This window comes from Pigmentiphaga sp. CHJ604, assembly GCF_036972535.1.
Taxonomy (GTDB): domain Bacteria; phylum Pseudomonadota; class Gammaproteobacteria; order Burkholderiales; family Burkholderiaceae_B; genus Pigmentiphaga; species Pigmentiphaga daeguensis.
This window is the reverse complement of the sequence record NZ_CP136998.1, coordinates 1659642-1685120: the sequence shown is the minus strand read 5'-3', so window position 1 is coordinate 1685120 and position 25479 is coordinate 1659642. Positions and strand designations below refer to the sequence as shown.

At 64.9% G+C, this 25479-nt stretch carries 24 protein-coding genes and 2 pseudogenes; 5 read left to right on the top strand and 21 right to left on the bottom strand.

Annotation, left to right across the window (positions count from 1 at the left end; translation table 11 throughout):
* Positions 1-16: 16 nt before the first annotated feature.
* Positions 17-1381 (bottom strand): homogentisate 1,2-dioxygenase, encoded by a 1365-nt coding sequence (gene hmgA, locus R4823_RS08120; protein ID WP_087836660.1) that lies wholly within the window; start codon positions 1379-1381, stop codon positions 17-19.
* A gap of 110 nt (positions 1382-1491) precedes the next feature.
* Positions 1492-2565 (bottom strand): fumarylacetoacetate hydrolase family protein, encoded by a 1074-nt coding sequence (locus tag R4823_RS08115; protein WP_087836659.1) that lies wholly within the window; start codon positions 2563-2565, stop codon positions 1492-1494.
* 80 nt (positions 2566-2645) lie between these two features.
* Between R4823_RS08115 and R4823_RS08110 the strand changes: the two genes are divergently transcribed.
* The 3 genes from R4823_RS08110 to R4823_RS08100 all read left to right on the top strand — a co-directional run bounded on the left by R4823_RS08110 (position 2646) and on the right by R4823_RS08100 (position 5869).
* Positions 2646-2807 (top strand): hypothetical protein, encoded by a 162-nt coding sequence (locus R4823_RS08110; protein ID WP_165963384.1) that lies wholly within the window; start codon positions 2646-2648, stop codon positions 2805-2807.
* Between the two features lie 327 nt (positions 2808-3134).
* Positions 3135-4427, top strand: a complete 1293-nt coding sequence (locus R4823_RS08105) for a citrate/2-methylcitrate synthase (protein WP_165963383.1) — start codon at positions 3135-3137, stop codon at positions 4425-4427.
* A gap of 254 nt (positions 4428-4681) precedes the next feature.
* A complete protein-coding gene (locus R4823_RS08100) occupies positions 4682-5869 on the top strand; it encodes an alpha/beta hydrolase (protein ID WP_087836657.1) in 1188 nt (395 codons plus the stop codon).
* 82 nt (positions 5870-5951) lie between these two features.
* Here R4823_RS08100 and R4823_RS08095 read toward each other — a convergent pair whose 3' ends face one another.
* Positions 5952-6134 (bottom strand): hypothetical protein, encoded by a 183-nt coding sequence (locus R4823_RS08095; RefSeq protein WP_132980755.1) that lies wholly within the window; start codon positions 6132-6134, stop codon positions 5952-5954.
* 41 nt (positions 6135-6175) lie between these two features.
* Here R4823_RS08095 and R4823_RS08090 point away from each other — a divergent pair, with 41 nt between their 5' ends.
* A complete protein-coding gene (locus R4823_RS08090; RefSeq protein WP_087836656.1) occupies positions 6176-6955 on the top strand; it encodes a porin in 780 nt (259 codons plus the stop codon).
* Here R4823_RS08090 and R4823_RS08085 read toward each other — a convergent pair.
* The 5 genes and pseudogenes from R4823_RS08085 to R4823_RS08065 all read right to left on the bottom strand — a co-directional run.
* A pseudogene (locus R4823_RS08085) lies at positions 6936-7436 on the bottom strand (IS630 family transposase); the annotation flags it as partial. The gene R4823_RS08090 and the pseudogene R4823_RS08085 overlap by 20 nt on opposite strands.
* Positions 7433-8205 (bottom strand): IS5 family transposase gene (locus R4823_RS08080; RefSeq protein WP_132980470.1). Its coding sequence is split into 2 segments (ribosomal slippage): positions 7433-7881 and positions 7881-8205, totalling 774 coding nucleotides; the frame shifts between segments, so codons are not numbered across the junction. The gene R4823_RS08080 and the pseudogene R4823_RS08085, both read right to left, overlap by 4 nt.
* A 50-nt stretch (positions 8206-8255) precedes the next feature.
* Positions 8256-8978, bottom strand: a pseudogene (locus R4823_RS08075) (MFS transporter); the annotation flags it as partial.
* Between the two features lie 111 nt (positions 8979-9089).
* Positions 9090-10748, bottom strand: coding sequence for an EAL domain-containing protein (locus R4823_RS08070; RefSeq protein ID WP_338618200.1), 1659 nt, complete (start codon positions 10746-10748; stop codon positions 9090-9092).
* The gene (locus R4823_RS08065; RefSeq protein ID WP_243724701.1) at positions 10636-11130 is read right to left on the bottom strand and encodes an MHYT domain-containing protein; all 495 of its coding nucleotides are present in this window, start codon (positions 11128-11130) and stop codon (positions 10636-10638) included. Before R4823_RS08065 ends, R4823_RS08070 begins: the two co-directional genes overlap by 113 nt.
* 309 nt (positions 11131-11439) lie before the next feature.
* On the opposite strand from R4823_RS08065, the gene R4823_RS08060 reads away from it, so the two are divergent.
* Entirely contained in the window at positions 11440-12516 is a 1077-nt protein-coding gene (locus R4823_RS08060) for a permease (RefSeq protein WP_087836852.1), read from the top strand.
* Positions 12517-12558: 42 nt separating this feature from the next.
* Here R4823_RS08060 and R4823_RS08055 read toward each other — a convergent pair whose 3' ends face one another.
* From R4823_RS08055 to R4823_RS07995, 13 genes are all read right to left on the bottom strand, one after another.
* Positions 12559-13158, bottom strand: a complete 600-nt coding sequence (locus tag R4823_RS08055) for an aldolase/citrate lyase family protein (protein WP_243724700.1) — start codon at positions 13156-13158, stop codon at positions 12559-12561.
* A 79-nt stretch (positions 13159-13237) separates the two neighbouring features.
* Positions 13238-14197 (bottom strand): LysR family transcriptional regulator, encoded by a 960-nt coding sequence (locus tag R4823_RS08050; RefSeq protein WP_087836850.1) that lies wholly within the window; start codon positions 14195-14197, stop codon positions 13238-13240.
* Positions 14198-14250: 53 nt separating this feature from the next.
* Positions 14251-15423: an acyl-CoA dehydrogenase family protein gene (locus tag R4823_RS08045; RefSeq protein WP_087836849.1), complete on the bottom strand. Its 1173-nt coding sequence runs from the start codon at positions 15421-15423 to the stop codon at positions 14251-14253.
* A 13-nt stretch (positions 15424-15436) separates the two neighbouring features.
* Positions 15437-16414 carry a tripartite tricarboxylate transporter substrate binding protein gene (locus R4823_RS08040; RefSeq protein ID WP_087836848.1) on the bottom strand — a complete coding sequence of 326 codons (978 nt, stop codon included), beginning with the start codon at positions 16412-16414 and terminating at the stop codon, positions 15437-15439.
* A gap of 25 nt (positions 16415-16439) precedes the next feature.
* Complete coding sequence (locus R4823_RS08035) at positions 16440-17993, bottom strand: long-chain-fatty-acid--CoA ligase (RefSeq protein ID WP_087836847.1); 1554 nt, start codon at positions 17991-17993, stop codon at positions 16440-16442.
* Entirely contained in the window at positions 17990-18472 is a 483-nt protein-coding gene (locus tag R4823_RS08030) for a MaoC/PaaZ C-terminal domain-containing protein (RefSeq protein WP_087836846.1), read from the bottom strand. The genes R4823_RS08035 and R4823_RS08030 overlap by 4 nt, the downstream gene beginning before the upstream one ends.
* Positions 18469-19581 (bottom strand): enolase C-terminal domain-like protein, encoded by a 1113-nt coding sequence (locus R4823_RS08025; RefSeq protein WP_087836845.1) that lies wholly within the window; start codon positions 19579-19581, stop codon positions 18469-18471. Before R4823_RS08025 ends, R4823_RS08030 begins: the two co-directional genes overlap by 4 nt.
* Positions 19581-20555, bottom strand: a complete 975-nt coding sequence (locus R4823_RS08020; RefSeq protein WP_165963372.1) for a tripartite tricarboxylate transporter substrate binding protein — start codon at positions 20553-20555, stop codon at positions 19581-19583. Before R4823_RS08020 ends, R4823_RS08025 begins: the two co-directional genes overlap by 1 nt.
* A 30-nt stretch (positions 20556-20585) precedes the next feature.
* Positions 20586-21752, bottom strand: a complete 1167-nt coding sequence (locus tag R4823_RS08015; protein WP_087836843.1) for a CaiB/BaiF CoA-transferase family protein — start codon at positions 21750-21752, stop codon at positions 20586-20588.
* Positions 21749-22450 (bottom strand): dienelactone hydrolase family protein, encoded by a 702-nt coding sequence (locus tag R4823_RS08010; protein ID WP_165963371.1) that lies wholly within the window; start codon positions 22448-22450, stop codon positions 21749-21751. The genes R4823_RS08015 and R4823_RS08010 overlap by 4 nt, the downstream gene beginning before the upstream one ends.
* A gap of 21 nt (positions 22451-22471) precedes the next feature.
* Positions 22472-23614: an acyl-CoA dehydrogenase family protein gene (locus R4823_RS08005; protein WP_165963370.1), complete on the bottom strand. Its 1143-nt coding sequence runs from the start codon at positions 23612-23614 to the stop codon at positions 22472-22474.
* Between the two features lie 5 nt (positions 23615-23619).
* Entirely contained in the window at positions 23620-24597 is a 978-nt protein-coding gene (locus tag R4823_RS08000) for a tripartite tricarboxylate transporter substrate binding protein (RefSeq protein WP_165963369.1), read from the bottom strand.
* Position 24598: 1 nt separating this feature from the next.
* Complete coding sequence (locus R4823_RS07995) at positions 24599-25399, bottom strand: citryl-CoA lyase (protein WP_087836840.1); 801 nt, start codon at positions 25397-25399, stop codon at positions 24599-24601.
* Between the last annotated feature and the right edge of the window lie 80 nt (positions 25400-25479).

Sequence of the window (25479 nt, the reverse complement as noted above, 5' to 3'; positions counted from 1 at the left end):
TCTCCGTTCCATAGGGTCAAGGCTTGCCGGTGAACAAGGATTCGATTCCCTGCCAGCATTGCGCGTAGTCTTGCTGCAACTGCTGCGAATTCAAGGCGTATTCAGTCAACCGCAGGGGATAAGACGTTTCGAACATGAATGCGTAGGAATGATCGAATTTCTGCGGCACGAGGTCAGCGGCCATTGCCAGCTTCGTCGTGGCGGCGTCAGGGCCATGCGCGACGCCGGAATTGTGCAGACTCGCGCCGCCCGCCAGGAATCCGTCCGCCTTGGCTTCGTGGCGGCCCTCGATCAGGCCCATGAATTCGCTCATCACGTTGCGATGGAAATATGGTGGCCGGAAGGTGTGCTCCGAGACCATCCAGCGGGGGGTAAATGCGACGAAATCCACGTTGGCCGTTCCCGGCGTATCCGACGGAGCGGTCAGGACGGTGTAGATCGAAGGGTCCGTGTGGTCGAAGCTGACGGACGATACGGTCATGAACCGGCTCAGGTCGTACTTGCACGGCACCGAATTGCCTTGCCATGCCACGACATCGAATGGCGAATGATTCGTTTGGGCCGCCCAGAGGCTTCCGCCCGCCTTGCCGATAATTTCATAAGGCCGGTCGGGTTCTTCAAACGCCGCCACCGGAGCCAGAAAATCGCGGATATTGGCCAACCCGTGCGAACCGATGGGCCCTAGTTCAGGCAAACGGAACGGCGCCCCGTAGTTTTCGCATACATACCCGCGCGAGGGGCCATCGGGCAATTCCACCTTGAAGCGTAGTCCCTTGGGGATGACCAGGATTTCCGTGGGGCGGACCGCCAATATGCCCAGCTCGGTGGTAACCAGCAGCGAACCCTGCTGCGGCACGATCAGCATTTCGCCGTCAAGATTCGCGAACGCGCGATCGGTCATCGATCGGTTCGCCAGATAAATATGCACGGCCATGCCGAGTCGAGTGGCCGGATCTCCGTTGGCCGCGAGCGTAATCAATCCCTGGACGAAATCGGCGGGAGTATCCGGGATGGGAAAAGGTGCCCAGCGCTGCGGATTGGGCGACCACCCTAAGGCCAACGGCGCGGTCCGGATCAAGCCGCTGTCCGTTTTCACGAACGGGCCGCTTACGGTCGAAGGCTGGATCCGGTAAACCCACGTACGCCGGCTTTCCTGGCGCGGCGAGGTGAACGACGTACCGGTCAGGCCCTCGGTATATAGCCCATATGTCGGGCGCTGGGGGCTCGTCTGCCCTTCCGGCAATGCGCCGGGCAGGGCCTCGCTGGCCAGTTCATTGGCGAAGCCCGTCTGATATCGCAGCTCTGCGGTTTCGGCCAGCCGGGCTCCCGAGCGATAGGGTGCGAGCCGTGTAATGCGGTCGATTCTTGTGGCTTCCAACATTTCTTCTCCTCGGGGACACGTGCCTGGGCCCGGAAAACAGCGATGGCACCGACATCTCGCGGCAACCGGCACGGGATGAATGGCAGTGTGGAGCGAGCGTTGTTGAAGATCTACGATTGGTCGATACTCGATCGAGTATTGGAAGGGAAATCTGTTGCCAGGCGGTCGGCGTCACGGCCGATCGCGTGTACATGGTTTTCGATTCGCCCGAAGACTGTCTTGCCGTTTTCGTCCAGTACCTCCAGGCTAACCGTGTCGCCATGCCTCATGAAAGGCGTGATGGGCCGGCCCTGTTCAATGATTTCGTACATTCGCAGTTCGGCGATGCAGCAGTAGCCCACCCCGCCCTGGTCGATGCTGGAACCCCACCGCAGATCTTGCTTATTGGAAACTGTGCCGCTGCCAACAATTGATCCGGCTTCCAGATCACGGGTAAGGGCAGCGTGCGAAACAAGCTGCGAAAAATCGAAATTCATATCGAGGCCTGCATTCGGCTTGCCGAAGAGCTTGCCGTTCAGGTGCACACAGACGGGCAGGTACAGTTTGGAATCGCGCCACGCACCGCCCAACTCATCGGGAGTAACGGCCACCGGTGCGAACGAAGACGCCGGCTTGGACTGCACGAAGCCAAGCTCTTTGGCGATTTCCGTGCGCAGCAGCTCGCGCAGCGATACGTCATTCATAAGCGTCACCAGGCGTATCGCACCCGTGCAATCGGCGGGTGCGGCGCCCAGCGGCACGTCGCCGGTAATCACCGCGATCTCGCCTTCGAAATCGATGCCCCAGGATTCATCGGCACGCATGGCCGCATAGGGTGGAATGAAACTATCGGATCCACCCTGGTACATGAGGGGATCGTTGTAGAACGACTCGGGCACTTTGGCGCCGCGCGCCTTGCGAACCAACTCGACATGATTCAGATAGGCCGAACCGTCCAGAAACTGATAGGCGCGCGGCAGCGGCGAATGGCATGCCTGAGGGTCGAAGCGCCGGGTGTCGGGCAGTGCGCCGTCACTGAGCCGACGATAGACGTCGCGCAAAGCGGGTTCGGCGTGATTCCAGTCATCCAGGGCTTGCTGCACGGTGGCCGCGATGTCTGGCACCGCGACACAATGTTCCAGGTCCTGCGATACGACAACGAGCTGACCGTCGCGGCAGGATGTACTGAGGGTTGCGAGTTTCATTCAAGGCTCTCCGCGGCGGATCGTGAAGGTCAACGGATCTCGGCCCTGGAGGCCCAGATCCTAATGGCGATATATTCGCCATGAAGCTAGAAAGCGTGGGAAACGCCAAGCGCAACCTGCCGCCGCGATATATCGGTGTTCCTGTTGAAATCCCGGGAGTGTCCGGCGTTGACGAAAGCGTACAGGCCGGTGCGTTTGCTCAGGCTGTAGTAATAAGCAAGCCCATAGACATTGGTTTTTGACGAAGTTGTCGCCTGGTAGCCAGCGGCGTTGTCTGGGCATCGGCAGGCGCGCCCTCGTTCGTTTGGCTTCTTAATTCCAGGCCATTCCATCTGCTGCCCATAGGGTTTCTCCAATGTAGCCAGCTCGACGCTGTAGGGAGGCCATACTAGCTCGCTGAGGGCATGCCAAGAGATAGCATCGATCGCGGATCGACGTATGGCTGCCGTTCGAGGCCGCTGTCGGAGGCGGGCCCTTGTTGGACCTTGACTTGTGGCGTAGACGTGTCAGAACATAGTGCAGTCAGCCCAAATTCCGATCGATGTCCAAGGCCGAATCCGTTCCCCGCCATGTCAAAATCGACCGCGCTCCCGGAGTCTTCCGCCGAGCCTGAAGTTCCTCTGGAAGACGAAGACAACATTTCGCGCGATGCCGCGTTGCAACTGTTGGGCGTAAAAAAAGAAACCCTGTATACCTACGTCAGCCGCGGCTGGATCCGCAGCTTTCCGTCGAACGAAGGCCGCGCGCATGTGTTCGCGCGTGCCGACGTCGAGCGCTTGCGGGCCAAGAGCCTGGCGCGCTCGGGCATCGGCGCCGTCGCTGAAACGGTCATGCGCTATGGCGAGCCGGTCATAACGAGCCGCATCTCCGAAATCACGTTGCAGGGTCCCCGCTATCGCGGACGGCTTGCCGTGGACCTGGCGGATCAGGGCTGTACCTTCGAGGCCGTCGCTTCATGGCTGTGGACGGGGGTGTGGCTGGAGGACCGGGTCTGTTGGAACGACGTGCCCGAGTTCCAGCCGCCGCCGGTGACCGGGCTGTCCGATGGGGGCACCTGCGACATCGTAAAGACCCTGGCGGGCGTCGTTCTGGCGCTGGGCGTGGCGCCGCCAGGCCCCGAACAGTTCAAGCTTGGCACCACGCTGGATGCTGCCCGGCAGATCATCCAGATCCTGACGGGCATGCTGGGTCTGCTGTCGAGCAAGCGCAAGTACATCGCGGTGCTTGCGGGCAAGCCGCTGGCCGCCAGCATTCACCGGATCCTGGGCCGCGCGGCCGATCCCGAGGCCATCGCGGCTCTCAACGCGATGATGGTTTTGTGCGCCGACTACGAACTCTCGCCAGCAAGTTTCACGGCGCGAGTGGTCGCCTCGTCGGGGGCCGACCTCTACGCCAGCGTGGCCGCGGGCTTGTGCGCGCACTCGGGCCTTCTGACCGGCCACATCTGTGACCGGCTGACCGAGCTGCTTTCCGGAGGGGCGAGAAATCAGAACCAGGACCGGCGGCTGAACGAAATAAGAAAGTTTGGCGCCACGCTGTATGGATTCAACCCCGCGCTGGCGCCTGATGGCGATCCCCGCGCATATTGGATGATCAAACAGGCCAGAGCACTCTTGCCCCGGGCCGAGACGCCCGTGCTCCAGAACATGCTGCGTTTTCTCGATCGCATCGAGGCTGATCTTGATTTGCATCCGGGTTTGCCTGCAGGCCTGGTGACGCTCACCGCCGCCCTGGGGCTGCCCTCGAAGAGCGCTGTCGCCGTTTGGGGAATCGCCCGCACCGCTGGCCAAATCGCCCACGTCATCGAACAGCGGGAAGCCGGCTTCGTACTGAGGCCGCGGGCCATGTTCGTCTTGAAATGAGCTGGCCGCCTCATACGCCAGCCTTAGAGACGATCCATACACGCGTGCCCTTTGGATTCGCCCTATGTCGTTCCAGGAATGCGTCGGCCACGCACCCTGGGTTTCCTCGAAGAGGCGTCACGCCGTCGGTGTCGAAACGGCTGCAATAGGCCGCCGCCGTCATCGATCGGGAATCGACCTTAACGTGGGAATGTCCGCGCCGCGACTTAGACTCGGCTATCGATTCGAGTCGAATCGCCAACGGAATCCCACTGATGCCGCCCCTTCAACCAATTGTCGCCGATTGGGTTCACCTGCAATATCCTGAATCATCCGCCTTTCGGGATACCTACGGGTTTAACAGCAGCCAGGGCCTCGTTCATCTGGAAGGCATCCGATACATGCCTTCGGGTGCATCGTCCGATCATTCGTCGGACACGCTTCTTATTTATATGCACCCGGCGTCTACCCTGCAACTGCTGCCTCTGCCCAAGGCCATGGTGCAACAAGGCTTGCATGTGCTGTGCGCGGCGAGCCGCTATGCCCGCAACGATACGGCCTTGATCTTCGAGAAAGTCCTTCTGGACCTTGGCGCCTTCATGCGCCATGCAAGAGAGACCTGGCGCTATAAGAACGTCCTTATCGTCGGCTGGTCGGGCGGCGGCTCGCTGTCGCTGCTATATCAATCGCAAGCCGAGCATCCAACCATTACCGAGACGCCGGCGGGCGATCCCATCGACATCAAGAAGGGCTGTCTCATTCCAGCCGATGGAATAATCCTTCCGGCAAGCCACCTCTCGCGCGCCCGTCTGCTCCGCGAATGGATTGATCCCTCTGTTCTAGACGAGGACGATCCCGACCGTAGAGACGTCGAACTTGACCTCTACAACCCCGCCAATCCGAACCAGACCCCTTATTCCGCGGAGTATTTGCAACGTTTTCGCGCGGCGCAACTGGCTCGTATAAGGAGGCGGACGGCCTGGGTCAAGGAAACGCTGCGTCGTTTGACCGCTGCTGGTGGCAAGGAAGTCGAACGTGGCTTCGTTACCCATCGCACCATGGCCGACCCGCGCTTTCTCGATCCGGCAATCGACCCGAATCTCCGTATTCCAGGAACCTGTTTCTTAGGTAATCCCGAAACGGTCAATTCAAGTCCGATAGGTGTCGGCCGATTCTCGACACTACGTTCGTGGTTGTCGCAATGGTCCATCGAGGACTCGCAGGCGGATGGCGAAAAGTGCGCCGCCCAAATAAGCGCGCCGCTGCTTGCCATCGAGAATTCCGCTGATGATGCGGTCCCTCAACCTCATACGAAACTGGTCTACAACGCTGCCGGGTCCACCGACAAGACCTACAAGGTCGTCGAAGGCGCGAACCATTATTACGCTGGCCAGCCCGAACACCTGGCCACCGCGGCGAAGTTCTGCATCGATTGGCTGCGCGAGCGGAACTGGGCTGCCTGAGAACGCAACAATCTGGGGACCACATCGTTGACAAGGGCAGGAGGAAACAGCTGATCGCCTTTAGCGACCAGCACATTCAATATCAATAGCCGGCGAAGTCCGGCTCACCAAAGGGGGTAGCATGAGGAGAATTCTGTTGGGTACCGTCGCCACGATGGTAACCCTGGCGGGCGCTGGAACGATCCAGGCACAGGAATCGACCAGCCTGCGGCTTTACGGCCGAGTCGATCTGGGACTTATCAACGATAAGATCGAAGGCAATCATTCGAGCACCGCGATCGATAACGGGTTGTACGCACCGTCGGATTGCTTGGCAGCGAAGATCTGGGCGACGGCCTCAAAGCCGTTTTCGTACTCGAGAACGGCTTCTCTCCGGATACGGGCGCATTGGGCAACGGCGGCCGGCTCTTCGGCCGCAATGCCTACGTGGGCTTGAATTCGGATCAATTGGGGGAGTTGAAACTCGGCCGTACGCTCAACCTGGCATTCTCCTGGTTGCCCAGCATCGCCAGCCCCTTCGGGCTGGCGATGGGGCGCAACACCGTGGGTTCCACCTTCGGCTTCGACGACGATTCGTTCGGCAACGGTCGGGTCGACAATTCCGTCTATTACACGTCGCCATCGATGGGCGGCTTGCAGGCCGCCGGCGGCTACAGCTTTAATATCGGCACGCCTCTTCCGGGCGCGAACATCGTCAACGAGGCCGCCGGTTCGAAGAACAACAACCGCATGCTCGATCTGGGCGCTCGATATACTGGCGGCCCGGTGCAGGCGGGCGTGAGCTACATGCGCACGGACGTCGCGGCCAGCGCCACCAGCCAGGCCGATCCGTCAGCGATAACGGTGGGAGCCAGCTACGACTTCCGACTGCTCAAGGTGCATGTGGGCTACAGCCGCCTGAGGAACACGCAGACCGAGCCTTCTGGCAGGGCGTTGTCCAATCCCGGTTGGCTCACCGCCTGGCGCAACGACGACCAAGCCTATTCGGCAGGCATATCCGCGCCCTTGGGACGAGGCACGATCGCCGGTCGATCTCGAGCACAAGCGATTTATCGGCAAGCAACACCTAGTGTTCTGCCCCATTAATACGCCCGCATAATCGAACGATTTTTTCAAGGATGGAGTCTGCGGTGGCAGTCCAGATGAAGGGCTTGCAGGATTGGTTGTAGTTGTGCACGAAGTTCTGGATCTTGCCGATGAGGTCTTTGACGCTGGTGAACGAGCCGCGGCGGATGGCGCGTGAAGTGATGATGGAGAAAAAGCGTTCGACCTGATTGAGCCAACTGGAATAGGTGGGCACGAAGTGCATGTGCCATCTGGGTCGCTCGGCCAACCAGGCGCGTACCTTCGGATGCTTATGACTGGCGTAGTTATCGGCCACGCAATGGATGTCCAGTTCGGCGGGAACGGCCTTGTCGATCATGCGCAAGAACGCCAGGAATTCTTGATGGCGGTGGCGTGGCCGGCACTGCGCCAAGACTTCGCCATTCATCACGTTCAGCGCGGCAAACAGCGTCGTCGTGCCGTGGCGGATGTAATCGTGCGTGACGCCTTCTACATAGCCTAGGGCCTGTTAACACAACGCAGCCCATCTGCAATCAGGGCGAAATTGATGAACCCGGTAAACATGACGTCGAGTTTGTCGAAGCGGGAGAAGATTCTGCGGAAGCCTTTGAGTCGCCGAAACAGGCGCTCGACCTCGTTGCGCCGCTTATACATCTCCCGGTCGTACTGCCATGGCTGAACACGCGTCTTCAATGGCGGCACGACTGGGATGTATCCCAAATCCAAGGCCAGTTGCCGAGTCTCGTTGCCTTCGTAGGCTTTGTCCATCAGCAAGTGCAGTGGCCGATTCGGTCTGCCCAGGCGGCGCAACAGTGCCCGCCCCTGCGGGCCATCGCCGGCTTGGCCCGGCGACAGCGCGAAGATCACTGCCGTTCGAGCATCCGCGGCAACCAGATGAATCTTGGTGGTCCAGCCTCCTCGAGACTTGCCAATGCTTTGGCGGCCTTTTTTTTGAGGGCCCCCGTACCGTCCGGATGCACTTTGACTATCGTGCTGTCCAGCGACACCGCCTCGATGCGTATCCGGACAATCTGCGACTGCTGCAGTTGCTCGAACACCCGATCCAGAACGCCGCTCTTGGACCACCGGTTCATTCTCGTATAGATCGTGTGCCAGTTGCCAAAACGCTCCGGCAACCCTCTCCATTTGCAGCCGTGCTCGGCCACGTACAGGATCGCGTTCAGCACGTTCAGATTGCTCATGCTCACATTGCCCCGCTGGCGAGGAAGGCAATGCTCTATCTGCTTGAATTGGGCTTCGCTGATTTCCATCACCGAAGTATCTCTTAATTTTCATGATTAACACCATTAGTGTTAACACGACCTAGCGCGATCTGCCAGAAAGGCGCGGAGCGCAGCGCATCGCCCACGCGCAAGGTGGCGGCGGCCGGCCCGGGCTGCGAGGACCTGGCAGCGGCGCGCGCCGCCAGGTCCTCGGGACGCAGGTCCGCTTCGGGCGGCGCATTGTCGCGGAAGATCAGCAGCGCGGCAGGCACCGTGAACAGGGCGAAGGCCGCCGCGAAGACCAGCATGGTCGCGCGCCAGCCCAGCCAGGCGATGAACGACGTGAACACCGGCGTCATCAGCGCGATGCCGGCCATCGATCCGGTGGAAAGAAAGAACAGCGCCATGCCGCGCTGCCGCGTGAACCAGCGGGTCAGGATGGGCGTGAGCGCCACCGGACTGGTCAGCCCCAGCCCCACCGACTGTCCCACCCCGAACGCCAGGAAGAACGCCAGCGGATGACGTGCCAGTACCGTGGCGATGGACGAAGCCACGACCACCGCCATGCCGGTCAGCAGCACGAAGCGCGTGCCGCGCGCGGCCACGAGATAGCCGGCCAGCGGCATGGCCAGGCCATAGCACAGCATGCCGATCGCGACCATGCCGGCCAGCATGCTGCGGCTGAAGCCCAGGTCTTCGGTGATGGGAAGGAAGAACGGGCCGATACCCATGCGCATGCCGACGGTCAGCAGCGTCAGCACCGTGGCCGCCGCCACGATGGTCCAGCCGAAATACCAGTTGCCGATGCGTTGCCCTGCCAATTGTGTCCCCTTGCCTTGATTCGAGCCGCCACGGCGCGCTGCCTGGCCTGCCGCAAGGATACCCTCAACCGCCGGGCGCCGCCGTCCGCTGTCCGGTCGGTCCGTGCTTTCCTAAGGATGCACCAGCTTATCAGCCACGGCGGCCAGGCATATCTGGCCGCTGTCGACGATCTGGCCCAGCGGCGCAGGACGGCCGAGCAGATAACCCTGCGCTTCGTCGCAGCCTTCCTTGCGCAGCAGCGACAATTGCCCCTGGGTCTCGATGCCTTCGGCCAGCACGGGAATGTCCAGGCTCTTGCCCAGGGCCAGGACCGCGCGCACAATGGCCCGCGCCTGCGGGCTGGACTCCACCTCGCTGACGAACGAGCAGTCCAGCTTGATCGTGTCGAACGGGAAGGCGCGCAGCGTCTCGAGCGAGGAATAGCCGGTGCCGAAATCGTCCAGCGCGATACTCACGCCCAGGGCCTTGATCTCGCGCAGCATGCGCAGCGAACGTTCGCGGTCGGCGAACAGCGTGGACTCGGTCAGCTCGAGCTCCAGCCGCGCCGGCGGTAGTCCGGTGTCCGCCAGCACGTCCTGGATGAGCGCCGGCAGGTCCGAATGGGCGAACTGCGCGCGCGACAGGTTGACCGCGACCTTGTAGGGCGGATCCCAGGACACGGCGCGGGCGCATGCATGCCTGAGCACCCATTCTCCCAGCTGCAGGATGAGGCCGTTCTCCTCGGCCAGCGGAATGAACTCGGCGGGCGGAACGTAGCCGCGCCGGGGATGCTGCCAGCGAAGCAGCGCCTCGTAGCCGCGGATCTCGCGCGTCTCGACAGAGGTCTGCACCTGGTAGTGAATGTCGAGCTGGCCGCTCTCGAGCGCCTCGCGCAGCTCGCTGGCCAGGGTGCGCCGGGCGCGCACCGCCTCGTCCATCGACGGTTCGTAGAAGCAGACGTTCTTCAGCATGTCCGACTTGGCCCGGTACATCGCCAGGTCGGTGTTGCCGATCAGCATGCTCTTGTCGCGGGCGTCGTCCGGATAGATGGCCACTCCCAGGCTGGCGCCCGGCACCGCTTCCCAGTCGTCGACCTGGATCGGGGCGAACAGCGAGGTTTCCAGCCGCGACAGGAAGTCGAGCAGGCTGCCCTCGCGCAGGCGGTGGATGGCGACGAACTCGTCTCCGCCCAGCCGCGCGACGAATTCGCCTTCCTGCAGCAGGCTTCTCATGCGCTGGGCAAGGATCACCAGGACCCTGTCTCCCGCGGCATGGCCGTGCAGGTCGTTGATTTCCTTGAAGCGGTTGAGGTCGATGCCCACCAGCGCCACCTTGCCGCCCATCTGATCGGCAAGATAGAGCTCGTTGTCCAGGCGCTCGTTGAAACTGCTGCGGTTGGGCAAGTTCGTCAGGCTGTCCGTCATCGCCATGTGGCGCAATTGCTCCAGCGACTCGGAACGCACGCTGTCGTCGATCAGATAACTGGCCACGCCCGCCGCCGCGATGACCAGCGCCACGCCGGTGACCGCCAGGGCCAGTGCCTGCAGCGCCTGCGGCTGGGAAAACACCCCCTCCACCAACATGGGGGACACCTGGAAAGCCGTCATGCCCGTGAAATGCAGGCCGGCGATGCCCAGTCCCAACAGGCAGCCGCCGGCATAGCGGTACGCGGGCCGGTCATCGCTGACGACCAGGTGCAGGGCCAGGCCGGAGAATACGACGGCGATCGCGATGGACGCCGCGAGATAGCCCATGTGCCAGGACACGATGCCCTGGACCCGATAGGCCATAGTGCATCAGGACGATGGCCAGCCCCACCGCGGCCCCGCCCAGGGCGGGCGCGAACCGCCACCGGCGGCTGCTCGCCAGCGCGAAGCCGGGCACCGCGCCGACGATGGCGGCCAGCAGCGACAGCACGGTCACCGTAGGATCGAACGCGATGGGCACCCCGGGATCGAAGCCGATCATCGCCACGAAATGCATGCACCAGATCGCCGAGCCGGCCGCCACGACCGTCAACACGTTCCAGCCCAGGCGCTGGACGCCGGCCGTACGCGCGGCGCGCAGAAACAGGCGGATGGCCACCCAGGACCCCGCGCAACCGATCAGGACGGCAAGTAACACCAGCCAGGGATTGTGGCTGTCGACGATACATCCCAATACGGTCATCATCTGATCGCGCTTCCTACGCGTGGGCTGCCGCGCCCAATAAAAAAGCCCATGCGATCACGGGCTGGAACGGCTTGCGGGCCGGGCATGGCGGAAACGCCACCGGGCTCGCATGACCGGCGATTGTAAGTGATTTTGTCTGCCGGACTGCATCGGTTCGCGCCAAATGTCAATAGTTGCAGTTCAGATGACTATTTGTAAAAACGGTAGGCCGCCAGCTCGGCCGGGAATCGTGGCACCGCGAAAGAAAAGGCCTGCGCAGCCACTAAAATGGTGCCTCCTCGCCAACGACGGCACCTTGCGCAGCCCTTCATGAGTACCCACGCCTCCCCACGCTCCGCCCCCCACCCCGCCTGGGCCATCGCGGTGTTCGCGCTGATCGCGATCGCCGGCCTGTTCTACGTGAAATGGTCGCCCTATTACGACCGCGCCTTCGTCGCGGCCGACACGCACTCCATCGGCCGGTCCATCCTGATGGGCGGGCAGTCCGCCCCGCCCGCGCCATCGATGCAGGCGGCGCTGGACTATGCAGTGGCCTACGGCCTGGCCATCTGGAAGGCCATGGTGCTGGGCCTGTTGCTGGGATCGGGCGTGCAGGCCCTGCTGCCGCGCGCATGGATATTGCGCCTGCTGGGCGGCACCGGCCTGGGCAGCGTCGTGGCCGGCGGCCTGCTTTCGCTGCCCGGCATGATGTGCACCTGCTGCGCCGCGCCGGTCGTGGCCGGCCTGCGCAAATGCCAGGCGGCGCCCGGCAGCGCCGCCGCGTTCTGGCTGGGCAACACGGTGCTCAACCCCGCCACGCTGATCTTCATGGGCTTCGTGCTGGGCTGGCACTGGATGGGGCTGCGCCTGGGACTGGGCCTCGTGATGGTGCTGGGCCTGGGCTGGCTGCTCAACCGCATGAGCCAGGGCCGCACCGGCACCTTCGACGTCGCGCAGATGCAAGCCATGCAGGCCGCGGGCGAGACGGGCCCGGAAGACCCGAACGTATTCCGGCGCTGGATGCGCATCCTGGCCCGCATGACGCTGCGCCTGCTGCCCGAATACATCGTGCTGGTCCTGCTGCTGGGCGCCGCGCGCGCCTGGCTGTTCCCGGAAGTCGGCGCCGGCGTGGACAACAGCGTGCTCTGGATCGTCGGCCTGGCCGTGGCCGGCATGCTGTTCGTCATCCCCACCGCCGGCGAAGTTCCCATCGTGCAGGCGATGCTGTCGCTGGGCATGGCCGCAGGCCCCGCCGCCGCGCTGATCATGACCCTGCCGCCCATCAGCCTGCCCTCGCTGGCGATGGTGGCGAAGTCGTTCAGGCCGGTGGAACTGGCCGTGCTGGTGGCGGGCGTGGTCGGGATCGGCGTGGTGGGCGGGGGGCTGGCGGTGGCGCTGGGGTTCTAGAAGCGCCAGCGACGGCGGCCAGGCCGGGGCCATGGGCCGTCTTCAAGTGTGAGGAGGCGCGGAAAAACGCTCGCGCATCTGCCTGGCCCTGGACGCCGCCCCTGTGGCCAGGAACGACAGGTCCGTACCCGTCGATACGTAGCGGGCACCCAGCTCGACGAACTCGGCCGCGAGCGCGGGGTGCGCGTTCAGTCCGCCTATGCCCAGGTGCTTGCCATTCACCTCGCAGGCACGCATGCATGCGGCATAGGCCTGGCGAATCAGCGGATGGTCCAGTTGCCCGGGGATACCCAGTTCCGCGCAGAGATCGTTGGTGCCGATGAACAGCATGTCCACCCCGTCGACGGCGGCGATGGCATCCACCGCCTCCAGCGCCACGGCCGACTCGATCATGATGACCACCATGGTGGCGGCATCGATCGCCGCCCCGGCTTCCGCGCCGGGAAAGCTCCGGAATCTCAAGTGAGGCAGCGCCGCGGTGAATGAGCGCGAGCCGGAGGGAGGATATTTCGCGGCGCGTACCACCCGGGCGGCTTCGTCCGCGCCCTGGACGTGGGGAGCAATGACACCGAGGGCCCCGCCATCCAGTACCCGGGCGATGCAGTCGGGCGCGAGCGATGGCACCCGGACAAATGGCGTCACCCCCAGGCTCAGGCCCGCGACGCACAGCTGACGCCAGGAGCGGCGAGGGAAATGGTCTGCAACGACTACGGCTTCCGAGCTAGCCTGCCGTCCGCAATTGCGCGCCCTGCTCCAGGAACAAGTCCGCGAAGACGCCGCGCAGCCAGCGAGTGCCGGCATCCTGGTGGCTGCGTTCATGCCAGAACTGCTTGACCTCGAATTCCGGCACCTCGAAAGGCAGCGGCAGCATCTTGACGTGACGCCAGGGCATCATGAGACGCGCCACGGTACCGGGGATGACCACCAGCAGTTCGGTAGCGGCCAGGATCTCGGGCACGATGGTGAAATGCGGCACACGCAGCGCGATGTGGCGGCGCAACCCGTTCTTCTCCAGGTACTGCTCGATCAGCGTCGTGGTCGAGGAATGCAGGGAGGCGCGGCTATACCGCGTCCCCGCCGGCTCGATCATGATATGAAATTCCTCGCTGAAACTCTGGAGGCCGAGCGATGCGCCGATGCGCGGGTGATCCGACCTCAGCAGGCAGACATGGCGGTCGCTGAACAGACGCTGCTGGTAGAACCCCGCACTCAATCCGGGCAGGAAACCCACCGCGAGGTCGGCGTCCCCGCATTCGAGCGCTTCGCGGTAGCTTTCGCGCGGCAATTGCAGTATGCGCAGCCCGACGCCCGGCGCCACGCTCTTCAGGTGCTGCATCAGGCGAGGCAGGTAGACCACTTCGCCGATGTCGCTCAGCAGTATCTGGAAAATCCGCTCCGACCGCGCCGGATCGAACGCCACGGCTTCCTCCAGTCCCGCGCGCATGATGGCCAGCCCGGCCCGCACGCTGGGAGCGATACGCTGCGCGAACGGCGTGGGCTCCATTCCCGTCTTCACCCGCACGAACAGCGGATCGCCGCACAGATGGCGCAAGCGGGTCAGGGCATGGCTCATCGAAGGCTGGGACAGGCCTACGCGCAATCCGGCCCGCGTGACGTTGCGCTCCTGCATCATTGCGTCGAAAGCCACCAACAGGTTCAGATCGATGCTCTCGATGTTCATTGCCGCCCTCCGTGGAATGCGATCGGTCGCCGGCGGCAATGCCTACTGCCTGTTCAAGTTTCGAAGCGATTGGTTCCGTACCGGCCGGACAGCGCCCCCGACGCAATGATCATCCGCTGCATTTCGGAAGAACCTTCGGTAATGGTGCGGCTGCGCGCATCTCGATACATGAGTTCCAGCGGCAATTCGCGAGACAACCCCACGCCGCCGTAGATCTGGATGGCCCGGTCGACGACGCGTATCAACATTTCGTCCGCGTAGAGCTTCACCGCGGACGCCTCGAGATGATAGTCCAGTCCGCGGTCCGCCTTCCACGCGGCGTGCAGCACCATGGATCTGGCTGCATGGAGCTCCACCATGGAATCGGCGATCATCCACTGGATGGCCTGGCGCCGGGCCAGGGGCTGTCCGAACGTACAGCGTTCGTTGGCGTAGGCGATCGCCATGTCCAGGGCCCGCTGCGCGCGCCCCAGCGCCTTCGGGCCGTGGATGAGGCGGCCCATGTCGAGAAATTCCCGCGCCAGCTCCCAGCCCTGCCCGGCCACGCCCACCATGCTGTCCGCCGGAACCCGAACATTGTCGAACAGCAGTTCCCATGGCCGGTCCGGCGACATCAGCTCGAAGCTCTGGCCCAAGCGCATCCCCGGCGTGCCCCGGTCGACCAGAAAACAGCTGACACCCAGCTCCTGTCCATCCTTGATGGTGCGCGCGAACACCTGCGCGAAATCCGCCTTGTCGGCGCCGGTGATGAAGACCTTGGCGCCGTTGATGACGAAGTGATCGCCGTCGGCGATCGCGGTCGTCCGCATGCCGGCCGGATCGGACCCGGCCCCCGCTTCGGTCAGCGCAAAACAGGTGCGCTTCTCGCCCCGGGCGACGGGCAGCAGGTACGTTTCCTTCTGCTTCTGGCTGCCACGGAACAATACCGGCCCCAGATAGGGCGTCAGAACCGTGGGGGCACGGAACGAGGGGACGTTGCACCGGGCCAGTTCCTCGAACACGACACACATGCCGACAACGCCGACGCCCCCTCCGCCCGCCTCCTCCGGCAGATCGAAAGCCCAAAAGCCCAATTCCTTCGCCTTGTCCTGCAACCGCAGCCGGACATCGTCGGGAATGTCATACTCATTGGCGTAACGACCTTCCAGCGGCAACAACTCGTTTTCCACGAAACGGCGCACGGCGTCGCGCAGCATGCGCAATTCCGGTTCCAGCTCGAAATCCATCGTTCTTCTCCGGCTAGTCCAGCTTCACCTTGGCATTGCGGATGCTGGCCTCGTACTCCGCCCGGTCCCGGACCAGGAAACGGCCGAACTCCTCGGGCCCCTGGTTCAACGGCTCGAGCCCGACGCCCGTCACGTACTTGTCCAGGAAAGCCGGCTGCGAGACGACGGCCGACACGTCGGCGGCGATCCTGCCCACGATGGCGTCCGGCGTGTCCCTGGGCGCGACCAGGCCGAACCAGGCTTGCGAGACCATCTCCGGAAACCCCAGCTCCGCGAACGTCGGCGCGGCAGGAAAGGCGGTGATCCGCCTCGGCGCCGCAACCGCCAGCAGCCTGACCTTGTCTCCCTGGACCATGGGAATGGATGGCGGCACGCCTACCCAGGCCACGTCGATCTGGCCGCCCACCAGGGCGGCCATGACGTCGGCGACGCCCTTGTAGGGAACGTGATTCATCCGGATGCCCGCCAGCGACGAAAAGGCCTCGGCATCGAGTTGAGCCTTGCTTCCCACGCCATACGAGCCGTAGGTCACCTCTCCGGGACGCGCCTTCGCGCGCGCCACGAGCGCCTCCACGCTCGCCAGACCTGACTTCCTGCTCGCCAGCAGAATCTCCCGCGTCTGTACGAGATTGACCACCGGCACGAAATCCTTGACCGGATCGTAGGAAAGCTTGCGATAGAGATATTGATTGGAGGAGAGCGTCGGGTCGTTGGCCATCAGCAGCGTGTAGCCATCCGGCGCCGCACGGGCCACGTGTTCGGCGGCGATGATGGTATTGGCCCCGGGCTTGTTCTCGACGATGACAGGCTGCGACCAGCGGCTCGTCAACTCCTGGGCGATTCCACGCGCCACGACATCCGCCAGGCCGCCGGCGGTGAAGGGTACGACGATGCGCACCATCCTGGCGGGAAACGCCTCGCCGTGCGCCGCTCCGGCTGCCGCCAACCATGCCAGCGCGGCAACGCCGGCGAGAATCCTGCGTAGGTTCATGCTCGTCTCCTTTTGGTCTGTCTGCTCAGGCGACTTGCCTGGCCTTGTTTGCCCAGTACGGCGCGCGCAATGCCTTCTTGTCTATCTTGTTCGTGCTGGGCAGGCGCGGCAGCGCAGCCATGAATTCGATGCTGCGCGGCTTCTTGTAGCTGGCCAGCCTCTGGCGGCAGTGTTCGATCAGCGTGCGCTCGTCGGCCTGCCCGCCCGCCTTCAGGGCGACGAATGCCTTCACCGACTCCCCCCACTTCTCATCGGGCACGCCGATCACCGCTGCTTCCAGGACCGCGGGATGAAGCAGCAACGCCTCCTCCACTTCCCGCGAATAGATGTTCTCGCCCCCGGAGATGATCATGTCTTTCTTGCGATCGACGATGAACAGGTAGTGGTCCTCGTCGAAATAGCCCAGATCGCCCGTCTTCATCCACCCGCCGTCCAGCGCCGCCGCGGTCTCCGCCGGCCTGCCCCAATAGCCCTGCATGATGGCGGCCGAGCGCATGGCGATTTCGCCGATTCGCCCCTGTTCCAGTTCCCGGCCCTGCTCGTCCAGGATCCTGATTTCCACGCCGGGGATCGGCTGGCCTGCCGACGCCATGCGGGCGGCCTGGGCCGAGTCCCCCTCCGGTTCGTGCTGGTGCTTCAGGAGAGCGGTGCCGGGCCCGTGCTCGGTCATCCCATAGACCTGCATGAAAATCCGGCCAAGCGCGCGATGCGCCCGCCGGGACAGCGCCACCGACATCGGCGCGGAGGCATAGCAGATCGTCTTCAGGCTGGACAGGTCCACGGCCTGCCTTTCCTGCTCGTCCAGCAGGGCCTGGATCATGATCGGCGCGAAGTGGGCGGCCGTCACGCGATGGCGCGCCATGCTGTCCAGGATCTCCCGCGCGTCGAACCGGCGGTGCAGTACGATCGTCGCACCGCAGATCAGGTAGCTGAGCAGCTCGGTGGTACCCCCTATGTGATAGGCGGGCATGACGATGAGCATGCGGTCAGTGGGCTGCGCGCCGTGCGACAGCGCCAGCATGCGGGCCTGCTCCACCTGGCCGGCGTTGCCCAGCATGACACCCTTGGCGGTTCCAGTGGTGCCGCTGGTATAGATCAGGAAAACGGTGTCGTCGTCCCGGGCGCGCATCGGCGGCGGCACGGCGTCCGCGCGGGCGATGGCCGCCTCGTAGCCCGAATCGCCCGCATCGCCGCCCAGCTTCATGGTCTGGACCTGCGCAGGCAAGGCGGTGCACAACTCCCGCACCCGGTCCTCGTACTCCGGGTCATAGACCAGCAGGGCAGGAGCGCAATCACGCAGGATGGCAACCTGGTCCGCCGCCGACAGCCGGTAATTCATCCCGACCGCGATGAACCCGCACATGCCCGCCACACAGTACATCTCCATGTATTCGGGACAATTCTGGGCCAGGATCGCAATGCGGTCGCCGCGCGCCAGGCCCTGGGCGAGCAACGCATTGCCGAGCCGTCTCACCCTTTGCCCGAACTCTCCGTGCGTGATGACGCGGCCTTCGAAAAGAAAGGCCGGATGATCGCGCAGGCAGCGCGCGTTGTGGTCGACGATGTCGCCGAGAATCATGATTGTTCCCCCCTGGATGAGAGCCGCAGCATGGTTCCTCCATACCCTTCCTGGAACGACTCCCCGTCCGGGCCGAGCAGTTCGAAGCGTCTGTCGACGATGGCTCGCTGTCCGTCGGATGTCACCCGCTTGCCATTGATCGTCGCCCTGACATGCACCGTGTCCCCCACCCGCAACGGCCGCCTGTATCGCCACTGCGCCAGGCCGGTCGCGCCGACGACAGGATCCGCGAATACAGGCAGTTGCGTCGCCATGCCCATGGCCAGCAGGATGCCGTAGGGGCCCTGGAACATCGGCCCCGGCATGCCTGCCGCACGGCAGAACTCGACGTCGGCGTGAATGGGGTGCCAGTCTCCGCTCAACATGCAGGCCAGGGAAAGATCGGTCTGCGTCAACGTTCGGGCGCTTCCCTCGTAACGCTCGCCCACGACCAGTTCGTCATAGGCGATGGCGTGCCTGCCCATTCGGACATTGCTCATGACGGCACCTTGAAATCTTTCATGCTTTCCCAGTCCACGAGTTCGGCAACGGAGGGGGTCTCGGGCAGGGCCACCATGCCGTCGACGATCGCCGGCACGTGCCCGACGTACTGCTCCCGCATGGCCAGGAACCAGCTCAGTTCGGCGGGTAGCGAGCCGGCCGGCAGCGTCGCGGCGAATTGCAGGCCGCTCCACGTGCCCATGGCGCTCTCGCCCATGAGGCCTGCTACCGTGCCGGCCCGTGCCCGGGCGGCAAGATCGCGCATGGCCTGCGCATCGGAAAGGCCGAAGCGCCCCGGCTTCGCGCTCAGGATGCCGGCGCCGCGCTCCAGGAAAAGCCGGGCGTCCCGCGTCGAGGTCATCCCGAAATCGACCAGCAGCGGCAGGCCCGCCTCCCGTTGCAGGGCCTGGAACGCGCCATCCGGGGACAAAGGCGAAGGATCTTCCACGACCTCCACGCCTTCCTGCGCCATGGCTCGCACGTAGTCCGCGGCTTCTTCGAACGGATAGGCGCCATTGGCATCCACATACAGGCGCGTGGCATCGCCCAGTGCCCGGCGTACCGCCGCCAGGCTGGCCCGGTCCAGATGCAGCCCCTGCCCGCCCTTGATCTTCAGGGTCCGAAAGCCATGGGCTTGCACCATCGCGGCGGCCTCGCGCGCCATGGCGTCGGGCGCCTGCCGGGTAACGGCCCAGGACAGTTCGACCTCGGACCGCCCCTTCCACAGCCGCCACAACGGCTGCCCCTGGCGGGCTGCTTCCCAGTCCCAGCATGCGTTGTCGATCAAGGCCTTGGCGACGGTGTTGCCCGGGATGGATTCGAGCGCCCCGCGTAGTTGCCCCGGCCCCGACAACCCCGTTTGCCGGGCCAAGGGCTCGAACACCTCGCGCAGCGTGGCGACGAGACTGGCTGCGGTGGCGCCGACCCACGTCGGCTTGACCACGACCTCGGCCGCCCCCGCCGCGCCGGACTCGGTCTCGATGCGCAGGATCACGAACTGCGCGGCCGCCTCGGTCATGTCGCTCCAACGGACCTCGCGAGCGTAGGCAAGGCTGCGGACGAACACGTCCCAGCGCACGATGCGCTCGATCTGACTGTTTTCGGCCATCAGTCCACCCGTGCGCCCGATGCTTCGATCAGCGTCTTCCACTTCGGTGATTCGACCGCGATGTAAGCGGTCAGGTCTTTGGCATCGAGGTAGTGCGGTTCCGCGCCGAGTTGTTGGAGTCTTTCGCGCACGTCGGCCTGGGCCAGGATACGCTCGACCTGCGCGCTCAAGCGGTCGACGATCTGCGCGGGCGTATCCTTGGGCGCGAACAAGGCGTACCAGCCCAGCACATCGAATCCCGGATAGCCTGCCTCGGCCACCGTGGGCAAATCGGGAGCGAGCGGGGTGCGCGCGCTCGATGTCACGGCCAACGCCCGCAACCGGCCCGCCTGCACCTGCTTCATCACCGCGGGCACGGTAAAGAAGGTCATGGAGACATCGCCGGCGATGACACTCGTCACCGCGTCCGGACCGGTCTTGTACGGAACGTGTTTGAGGCGAATCCCGGCCATGCTCTGCAACAAGGCCCCCGCCAGATGTCCCGACGTGCCGTTGCCGGCCGACGAGTAGGTCAGCTCGCCGGGCTTCTCGCGCGCCAGCGCGACGAGTTCCGCCACCGATCGCACGGGTAGCTCGCGATTGACGACCAGCAGGTTCGGCGCAATGGCGACCATGGCGGCGGGCGGCACGTCGCGCATCGGGTCATACGGAAGGTTCTTGTACAGGTGCGGCCCGACCGAGTGCGTCGGACTGCCGCTCATCAGCCATACATAGCCGTCCGCGGGTGAGCGGGCCACCTGGGCGGCACCAACATGTCCGCCCGCCCCAGGCTTGTTCTCGACGACGAATGGCTGGCCGAAAGCCGCCTCCAGTTTTTGCGCGAGCAGGCGGGCAACGATGTCCGCGGTCCCCCCCGCCCCCGACGAGACGACGATGCGCACCGGCCGATCCGGCCACCCGGCCGCGCCCGCCGGGCCGGCGGCAACCGCCAGGCCCAGCGCGCACAGCGTTCCCGTGAAGCGTGCCAACTTCATCGCCATCTCCTTCGTGCGGAAAGATCCGCGTCAGATGATTCGGGCCTGCCTGAGCTCGCTCATGGCGGCTTCGGAAAAACCGGCCTCCCGCAAGACTTCTTCCGTGTGCTCGCCCAGGTCGGGCGGAGGCAGGAAATTGCTGTCGTGGTCGCCGTCGTAACGGATCGCGCGATGCGCGGCGCGCAACGTGCCGTGGCGCGGATGCTGCTGCGTATAGAAGACGCCCAGGTGACGCACCTGCGGATCCTCGTCCAGTTCGTCCAGCGTCCGCTCCGGGGTGAACGGAACGTCATGGGCCTCGAGCCGGGGCAGCCAGTACTCCCGCTCCCGCTGGGCAAACACCTCGGCCAGCGTGCGCGCCAGTTCGTCGTAGCGTTCCACGCGATCGTGGCGTGCCGGATAGGCCGCGAGCAGGTCCGGGCGGTCGATCGCCTGGACCAGCCCGCGCCAGAATTTGTCGGGCGACGAAAGATGCAGGGCGATGCGGCGCCCGTCACGGCAGGTCAGGATGTACGACTGCGACATGGCTGCCCGCCCATACAGCGTGGGCGTCTGGCCGGTTGCCAGCATCGAACCCAGCGGCTCGCACGCCATGGCGATCATCGCTTCGAGCATGTTGACCTCGACCTTGCGCCCCAGGCCGGTCGATGCCCGCTCCACCAGGGCGCCCAGGATCCCGAGGCAGGCGTAGATGCCCGTCACCGCATCGGATACCGCGGGGCCGGCCACCCGCGGGTCCTCGCCGCGGTGGAACATGGACAGCCATCCCGAGACCGCCTGCCCCACGTTGTCGTAGGCCGGCCGGCCGGCATAGGGGCCGCTGGCGCCGAAGCCCGTGATGGCGCAATAAACAAGGCGGGGATTGAGCCGACGCAGACGCTCGGCGCCCAGGCCCAGCCGCTCCTCCACGCCCGGACGCATGTTCAGGAGCAGCACGTCGGCGTCTTCCACCAGCTTGTCCAGCACGGCCCGCCCCTCGGGTCGGGTGTAGTCCAGCGCCAGGCTGCGCTTGTTCCTGTTGTGCGCCTGGAACTGGGGGCTGTAGAGCCCCCCCTTGAATGCGCGGAACGGGTCGCCGCTGCCCGGCCGCTCGATCTTCACGACATCCGCCCCCAGTTCGGCCAGCGACATGCCGGCCAGCGGCGCGGTAATGAAATTCCCCAGGTCGAGCACCCGGATCCCTTGAAGGACTTTCATCGATTGCCTGCCCCCAACGCGGTCCGCAGGAACGCCGTGGTCCGCTCGTGGGCCAGCTCGGCCGCCGCCAGCTCGCCGCGCGTATAGAAACCGTGGCCGACCCCGGGGTATCGGTGAAAGCCTCCGCCTGCCGTGGGCGGCAGCGCAGCTTCTATCCTGGCCTGGGCCTCGGCGGACGCGTAGCGGTCCTGGTCGCCGTAGTGCAGCACCACCGGGCAGCGCAAGGCGGCCGCCTCGTCCAGATGGTCCTCCACCCCCACGCCATAGAACACGGCCGCCGCATCGACCTCCAGTCTGGCGGCGCAGCGGAATGCCAGCTTTCCTCCCAGGCACAGGCCCACCACCGCCACGCGGCCCCGGAATCCCGGCATGGCGCGGATGTGCGCGGCAACCCTGCCGATGTCGGCCAGGCCCGCCTCTTCGTCGAACCGCTCCAGATACTGGAACGCGCGCTCGATGTCGGCCTTCGAATGGCTCAGCTCGACGCCCGGCTCGATGCGCCAATAGAGATCGGGCGCCAGCGCGAGATAGCCTTCGGCCGCATAGCGATCGGCGACGCCGCGTATCGCGTCGGTCACGCCGAATATCTCCTGCAGCACGATCACGGCATGGCCGTTCGGTTTCCCCGGTCGACTGACATAAGCGGCGAAACCGCGCCCGTCGCCGGCGTCGATGGTGGTCTTTGCTTCTGACATCATGGTCCTCCCGCGCATCAGGCGTCAGACGAGGTAGCTGCCCTTGAGCAGTTCCCGCGCGATGGAATTTCTATGGATCTCGGTCGTTCCGTAGCCGATGGACATGCCGCGCGCGTCGCGGAAGTAGCGCTCGAAGGGATATTCCTCCGACAGCCCGTATGCGCCGGCAAGCTGCATGGCCTGGTTGGTCACGCGCACCGCCATCTCGTTGGCATAGGTCTTGGCGATGGAAACCTGCGCCACCGACTGCCGCCCCTGGTCGATGGCCTGCGCGGCCCCGTACACCAGCGCGCGCGCCGCCTCGATATCCATCGCCATGTCGGCCAGCTTCCACTGCAATCCCTGGTTCTCCGCAAGCGGGCGGCCGAACTGGGAACGGTCCTTCAGATGCTGGACGGCATGGCCCAGCGCCGCCTGGGCCAGCCCCAGGCAGATGGGGGGGTTGCCGGTGATGCGATCGGCGTCCAGCACCTGCAGCAAATCCTTCATCCGTCCAGCCGGCAGGAGCAGGTTCTCGGCCGGCACACGGCAGTCCTGGAAGACCAGTTCGGCCATGCCCGTCCCGCGCAGCCCCAGCAGATCCAGATGCTTGCCCACCGAAAACCCGGGCGTGCCGCGCTCGACCAGCACCGCCCCCACGCCCTTCATGCCGGGCTCGTCGGTCAGCCGCACCAGCACCAGGAACACGTCCGCCACCTGGGCGGCGGTGCACCAGAGCTTGCTGCCATTGATCACGTAATGCTGGCCATCGCCGACGGCGCGGGTCTGCACATTGCCCACGTCGGAGCCCGCATTCGCTTCCGACATGCTCCAGGCCGCATACCGCTCCGCCTTGGCGAAGGCAGGCAGGTAGCGCTGCCTGAGCGGTTCGGAACCGATGTGCAGGATGGCGCGCGGCGTCGCGCCGTCGGTGCAGGAATACAGCATGGCCGTATTGGCGCAGGACCGCGCCAGTTGCTCCACCACCAGCACCGTCTCCAGCAGCCCCAGGCCTGTCCCGCCGTAGCTCTCGGGCAGGAAAATGCCGGTATAGCCATGCCCGGCCAGCACCTTCAGGTTGTCGAGCGGAGGCCGATACTGCCGGTCGGCCGCCGCCGCGCCCGGCGCGAACCGTTCGCTCGCCAATGCATGGACCGTGTCCCGGATCAGCCGTTGTTCCTGAGTCAATTCCACTATTCGCCCTTTGCGCCGGTCAACTTGATGATGTGCTGGTAGTGCGCCGACTCCCGTTGCAGGAAAGCGCCGAACTCCTCCGGCGTGGACGGAGCCCCCTCCACGCCCAGCTTCACGAACTGTTCCTTGACCTCCGGGCTCTCGAGCGCCTTGCGGATCTCCCTGCTCAGGCGCCCCACGATCGCTGGCGGCGTGGATGCCGGCGCGACCACCCCGTACCAGGTCATGAAAGAGAACGCCTTCAGGCCCGACTCGGCCACCGTGGGAATGTCCGGCGCGATCGCCGACCGCTCCTTGCCCGAGACGGCCAGCCCCTTGAGCCGGCCCGAACGCACGTGCGGCACGCCCGAGGACATGCCGGTGAACATCACGTCCACCTGCCCGCCCACCACATCGGCCAAGGCCGGGGCGACCCCCTTGTAGGGAACATGGGTCAGATCGATGTCGGCCAGCGCCTTCACCCACTCCATGGCGAGATAGTGCGGGGTGCCGTTCCCGATAGAGGCATAGGTGATCTTCCCGGGCCGCGCCTTGGCGGCGGCGATCAGTTCGTGCACGGTGGAAACCTGCGCCTTGGGATTGGCCACCAGGATGAACGGCACGAAGACCAGTTGGCTGACCGGCGCGAAATCCTTGACCGAGTCGTAGGACAGCTTCTGCCCGAAGAAGATCGGGTTCAACGCGTGGGAATCCGTCACCAGGCCGATCGTGTAGCCGTCCCCCTCGGCCCGGGCCACCGCCTCGGTCCCGATGATGGTGCTGGCCCCGGGCCGGTTCTCGATGATGACGGGCTGGCCCAGGTTTTCCGCCATCCTTTTGCCGACGGCGCGCGCCACGATGTCGGTACCGCCTCCCGCCGGATAAGGCACGATGAAGCGGATGGGCTTGTCGGGCCACTCCGCATGCGCGGTGGACGGCCCCCACCAGGCCAGGCCCGCCACCGCAACCGCCAGCCATCGCATCGATAGTCGCCGCATGTCACCCTCCTTGTCGTCCGCCCGCGGGCGGCGTGTCATGTTCGCCAGCCTCTTCCTCGGTACGCAGCCAGATCTCGGCGGCCACCGGATGCGCCTGCTCCTCGACCAGATGGCCGACCAGCCCCACTGCCCGGCCCATGACCGCGATCCCGCGCGCCGCGCGCCAGGAGATCCCAAGCTCGCAGCACAGCGCGCCGATGGCGCCGGTGGCATTGACGGGCAGGCTCTTGCCGTAAACCGCCTCGGCTTCCTGGCCGATGGCGCGCATCAGGTCGACATACCGTCCGGAATAACCTTCTTCTGCCGCGACCTGAAACAGGCGGCCCGTGCGCGGATCAACGGGTTTGTGCAGGTTGTGGCCGATACCCGGGACGGACTGCCTGCGGTTCCGGAAATCCGCGACCACGCCGCGCGCAAGCTCTTCTGGCGAGCCCTCCGGCGTAGCGGCCCAGGCGGATTCCAGCATCCGTGCCGCGCCTTCGGCTGTACCGGCGAAAGTGGTTCCCATCCCGCACAGCCCCGCGGCCACCGCGGACTGCAGGGACTCCGGCGCCCCCAGGTAGGTCAGCCGCGCGACGATGGACATGGGCGTCATGCCGTGCTCGACCAGGGTGACGAGAATGGCGTTGAATACTCGGGATTGCCGCGCATCGGGCAGGCGTCCGGTCAGCTCCAGGTACGCCATATCGCCGAAATTGAGGGTACCGATGATGTCCCGGGCCAGGTCCAGGCCCTGGACGAAGATGCGTTCGGGGGTGCTGCGGCCCATGCCGCTGCGTATCGGCCGCCGGTTCCGGCTCATGTCGTCTCCTGTTCCACTTCGGTGGATTCTTTTGGGGGCGGCATGCGCCGCCTGTTGGAGACGAAAGATAGGCGCTCCTA

What these genes read in the sequence shown, in the direction of transcription:
- R4823_RS08025 (WP_087836845.1), bottom strand. Translation starts at nt 19,581, where the DNA reads ATGGCCGAAAACAGTCAGATCGAGCGCATCGTGCGCTGGGACGTGTTC.
- R4823_RS08110 (WP_165963384.1), top strand. Translation starts at nt 2,646, where the DNA reads ATGAAGCTAGAAAGCGTGGGAAACGCCAAGCGCAACCTGCCGCCGCGA.
- R4823_RS08095 (WP_132980755.1), bottom strand. Translation starts at nt 6,134, where the DNA reads ATGATTGCCTTCGATCTTATCGTTGATAAGTCCCAGATCGACTCGGCC.
- R4823_RS08105 (WP_165963383.1), top strand. Translation starts at nt 3,135, where the DNA reads ATGTCAAAATCGACCGCGCTCCCGGAGTCTTCCGCCGAGCCTGAAGTT.
- R4823_RS08035 (WP_087836847.1), bottom strand. Translation starts at nt 17,993, where the DNA reads ATGATTCTCGGCGACATCGTCGACCACAACGCGCGCTGCCTGCGCGAT.
- R4823_RS07995 (WP_087836840.1), bottom strand. Translation starts at nt 25,399, where the DNA reads ATGAGCCGGAACCGGCGGCCGATACGCAGCGGCATGGGCCGCAGCACC.
- R4823_RS08060 (WP_087836852.1), top strand. Translation starts at nt 11,440, where the DNA reads ATGAGTACCCACGCCTCCCCACGCTCCGCCCCCCACCCCGCCTGGGCC.
- R4823_RS08050 (WP_087836850.1), bottom strand. Translation starts at nt 14,197, where the DNA reads ATGAACATCGAGAGCATCGATCTGAACCTGTTGGTGGCTTTCGACGCA.
- hmgA (WP_087836660.1), bottom strand. Translation starts at nt 1,381, where the DNA reads ATGTTGGAAGCCACAAGAATCGACCGCATTACACGGCTCGCACCCTAT.
- R4823_RS08015 (WP_087836843.1), bottom strand. Translation starts at nt 21,752, where the DNA reads ATGAAAGTCCTTCAAGGGATCCGGGTGCTCGACCTGGGGAATTTCATT.
- R4823_RS08040 (WP_087836848.1), bottom strand. Translation starts at nt 16,414, where the DNA reads ATGAACCTACGCAGGATTCTCGCCGGCGTTGCCGCGCTGGCATGGTTG.
- R4823_RS08115 (WP_087836659.1), bottom strand. Translation starts at nt 2,565, where the DNA reads ATGAAACTCGCAACCCTCAGTACATCCTGCCGCGACGGTCAGCTCGTT.
- R4823_RS08065 (WP_243724701.1), bottom strand. Translation starts at nt 11,130, where the DNA reads ATGATGACCGTATTGGGATGTATCGTCGACAGCCACAATCCCTGGCTG.
- R4823_RS08070 (WP_338618200.1), bottom strand. Translation starts at nt 10,748, where the DNA reads ATGGCCTATCGGGTCCAGGGCATCGTGTCCTGGCACATGGGCTATCTC.
- R4823_RS08045 (WP_087836849.1), bottom strand. Translation starts at nt 15,423, where the DNA reads ATGGATTTCGAGCTGGAACCGGAATTGCGCATGCTGCGCGACGCCGTG.
- R4823_RS08000 (WP_165963369.1), bottom strand. Translation starts at nt 24,597, where the DNA reads ATGCGGCGACTATCGATGCGATGGCTGGCGGTTGCGGTGGCGGGCCTG.
- R4823_RS08020 (WP_165963372.1), bottom strand. Translation starts at nt 20,555, where the DNA reads ATGAAGTTGGCACGCTTCACGGGAACGCTGTGCGCGCTGGGCCTGGCG.
- R4823_RS08010 (WP_165963371.1), bottom strand. Translation starts at nt 22,450, where the DNA reads ATGATGTCAGAAGCAAAGACCACCATCGACGCCGGCGACGGGCGCGGT.
- R4823_RS08100 (WP_087836657.1), top strand. Translation starts at nt 4,682, where the DNA reads ATGCCGCCCCTTCAACCAATTGTCGCCGATTGGGTTCACCTGCAATAT.
- R4823_RS08030 (WP_087836846.1), bottom strand. Translation starts at nt 18,472, where the DNA reads ATGAGCAATGTCCGAATGGGCAGGCACGCCATCGCCTATGACGAACTG.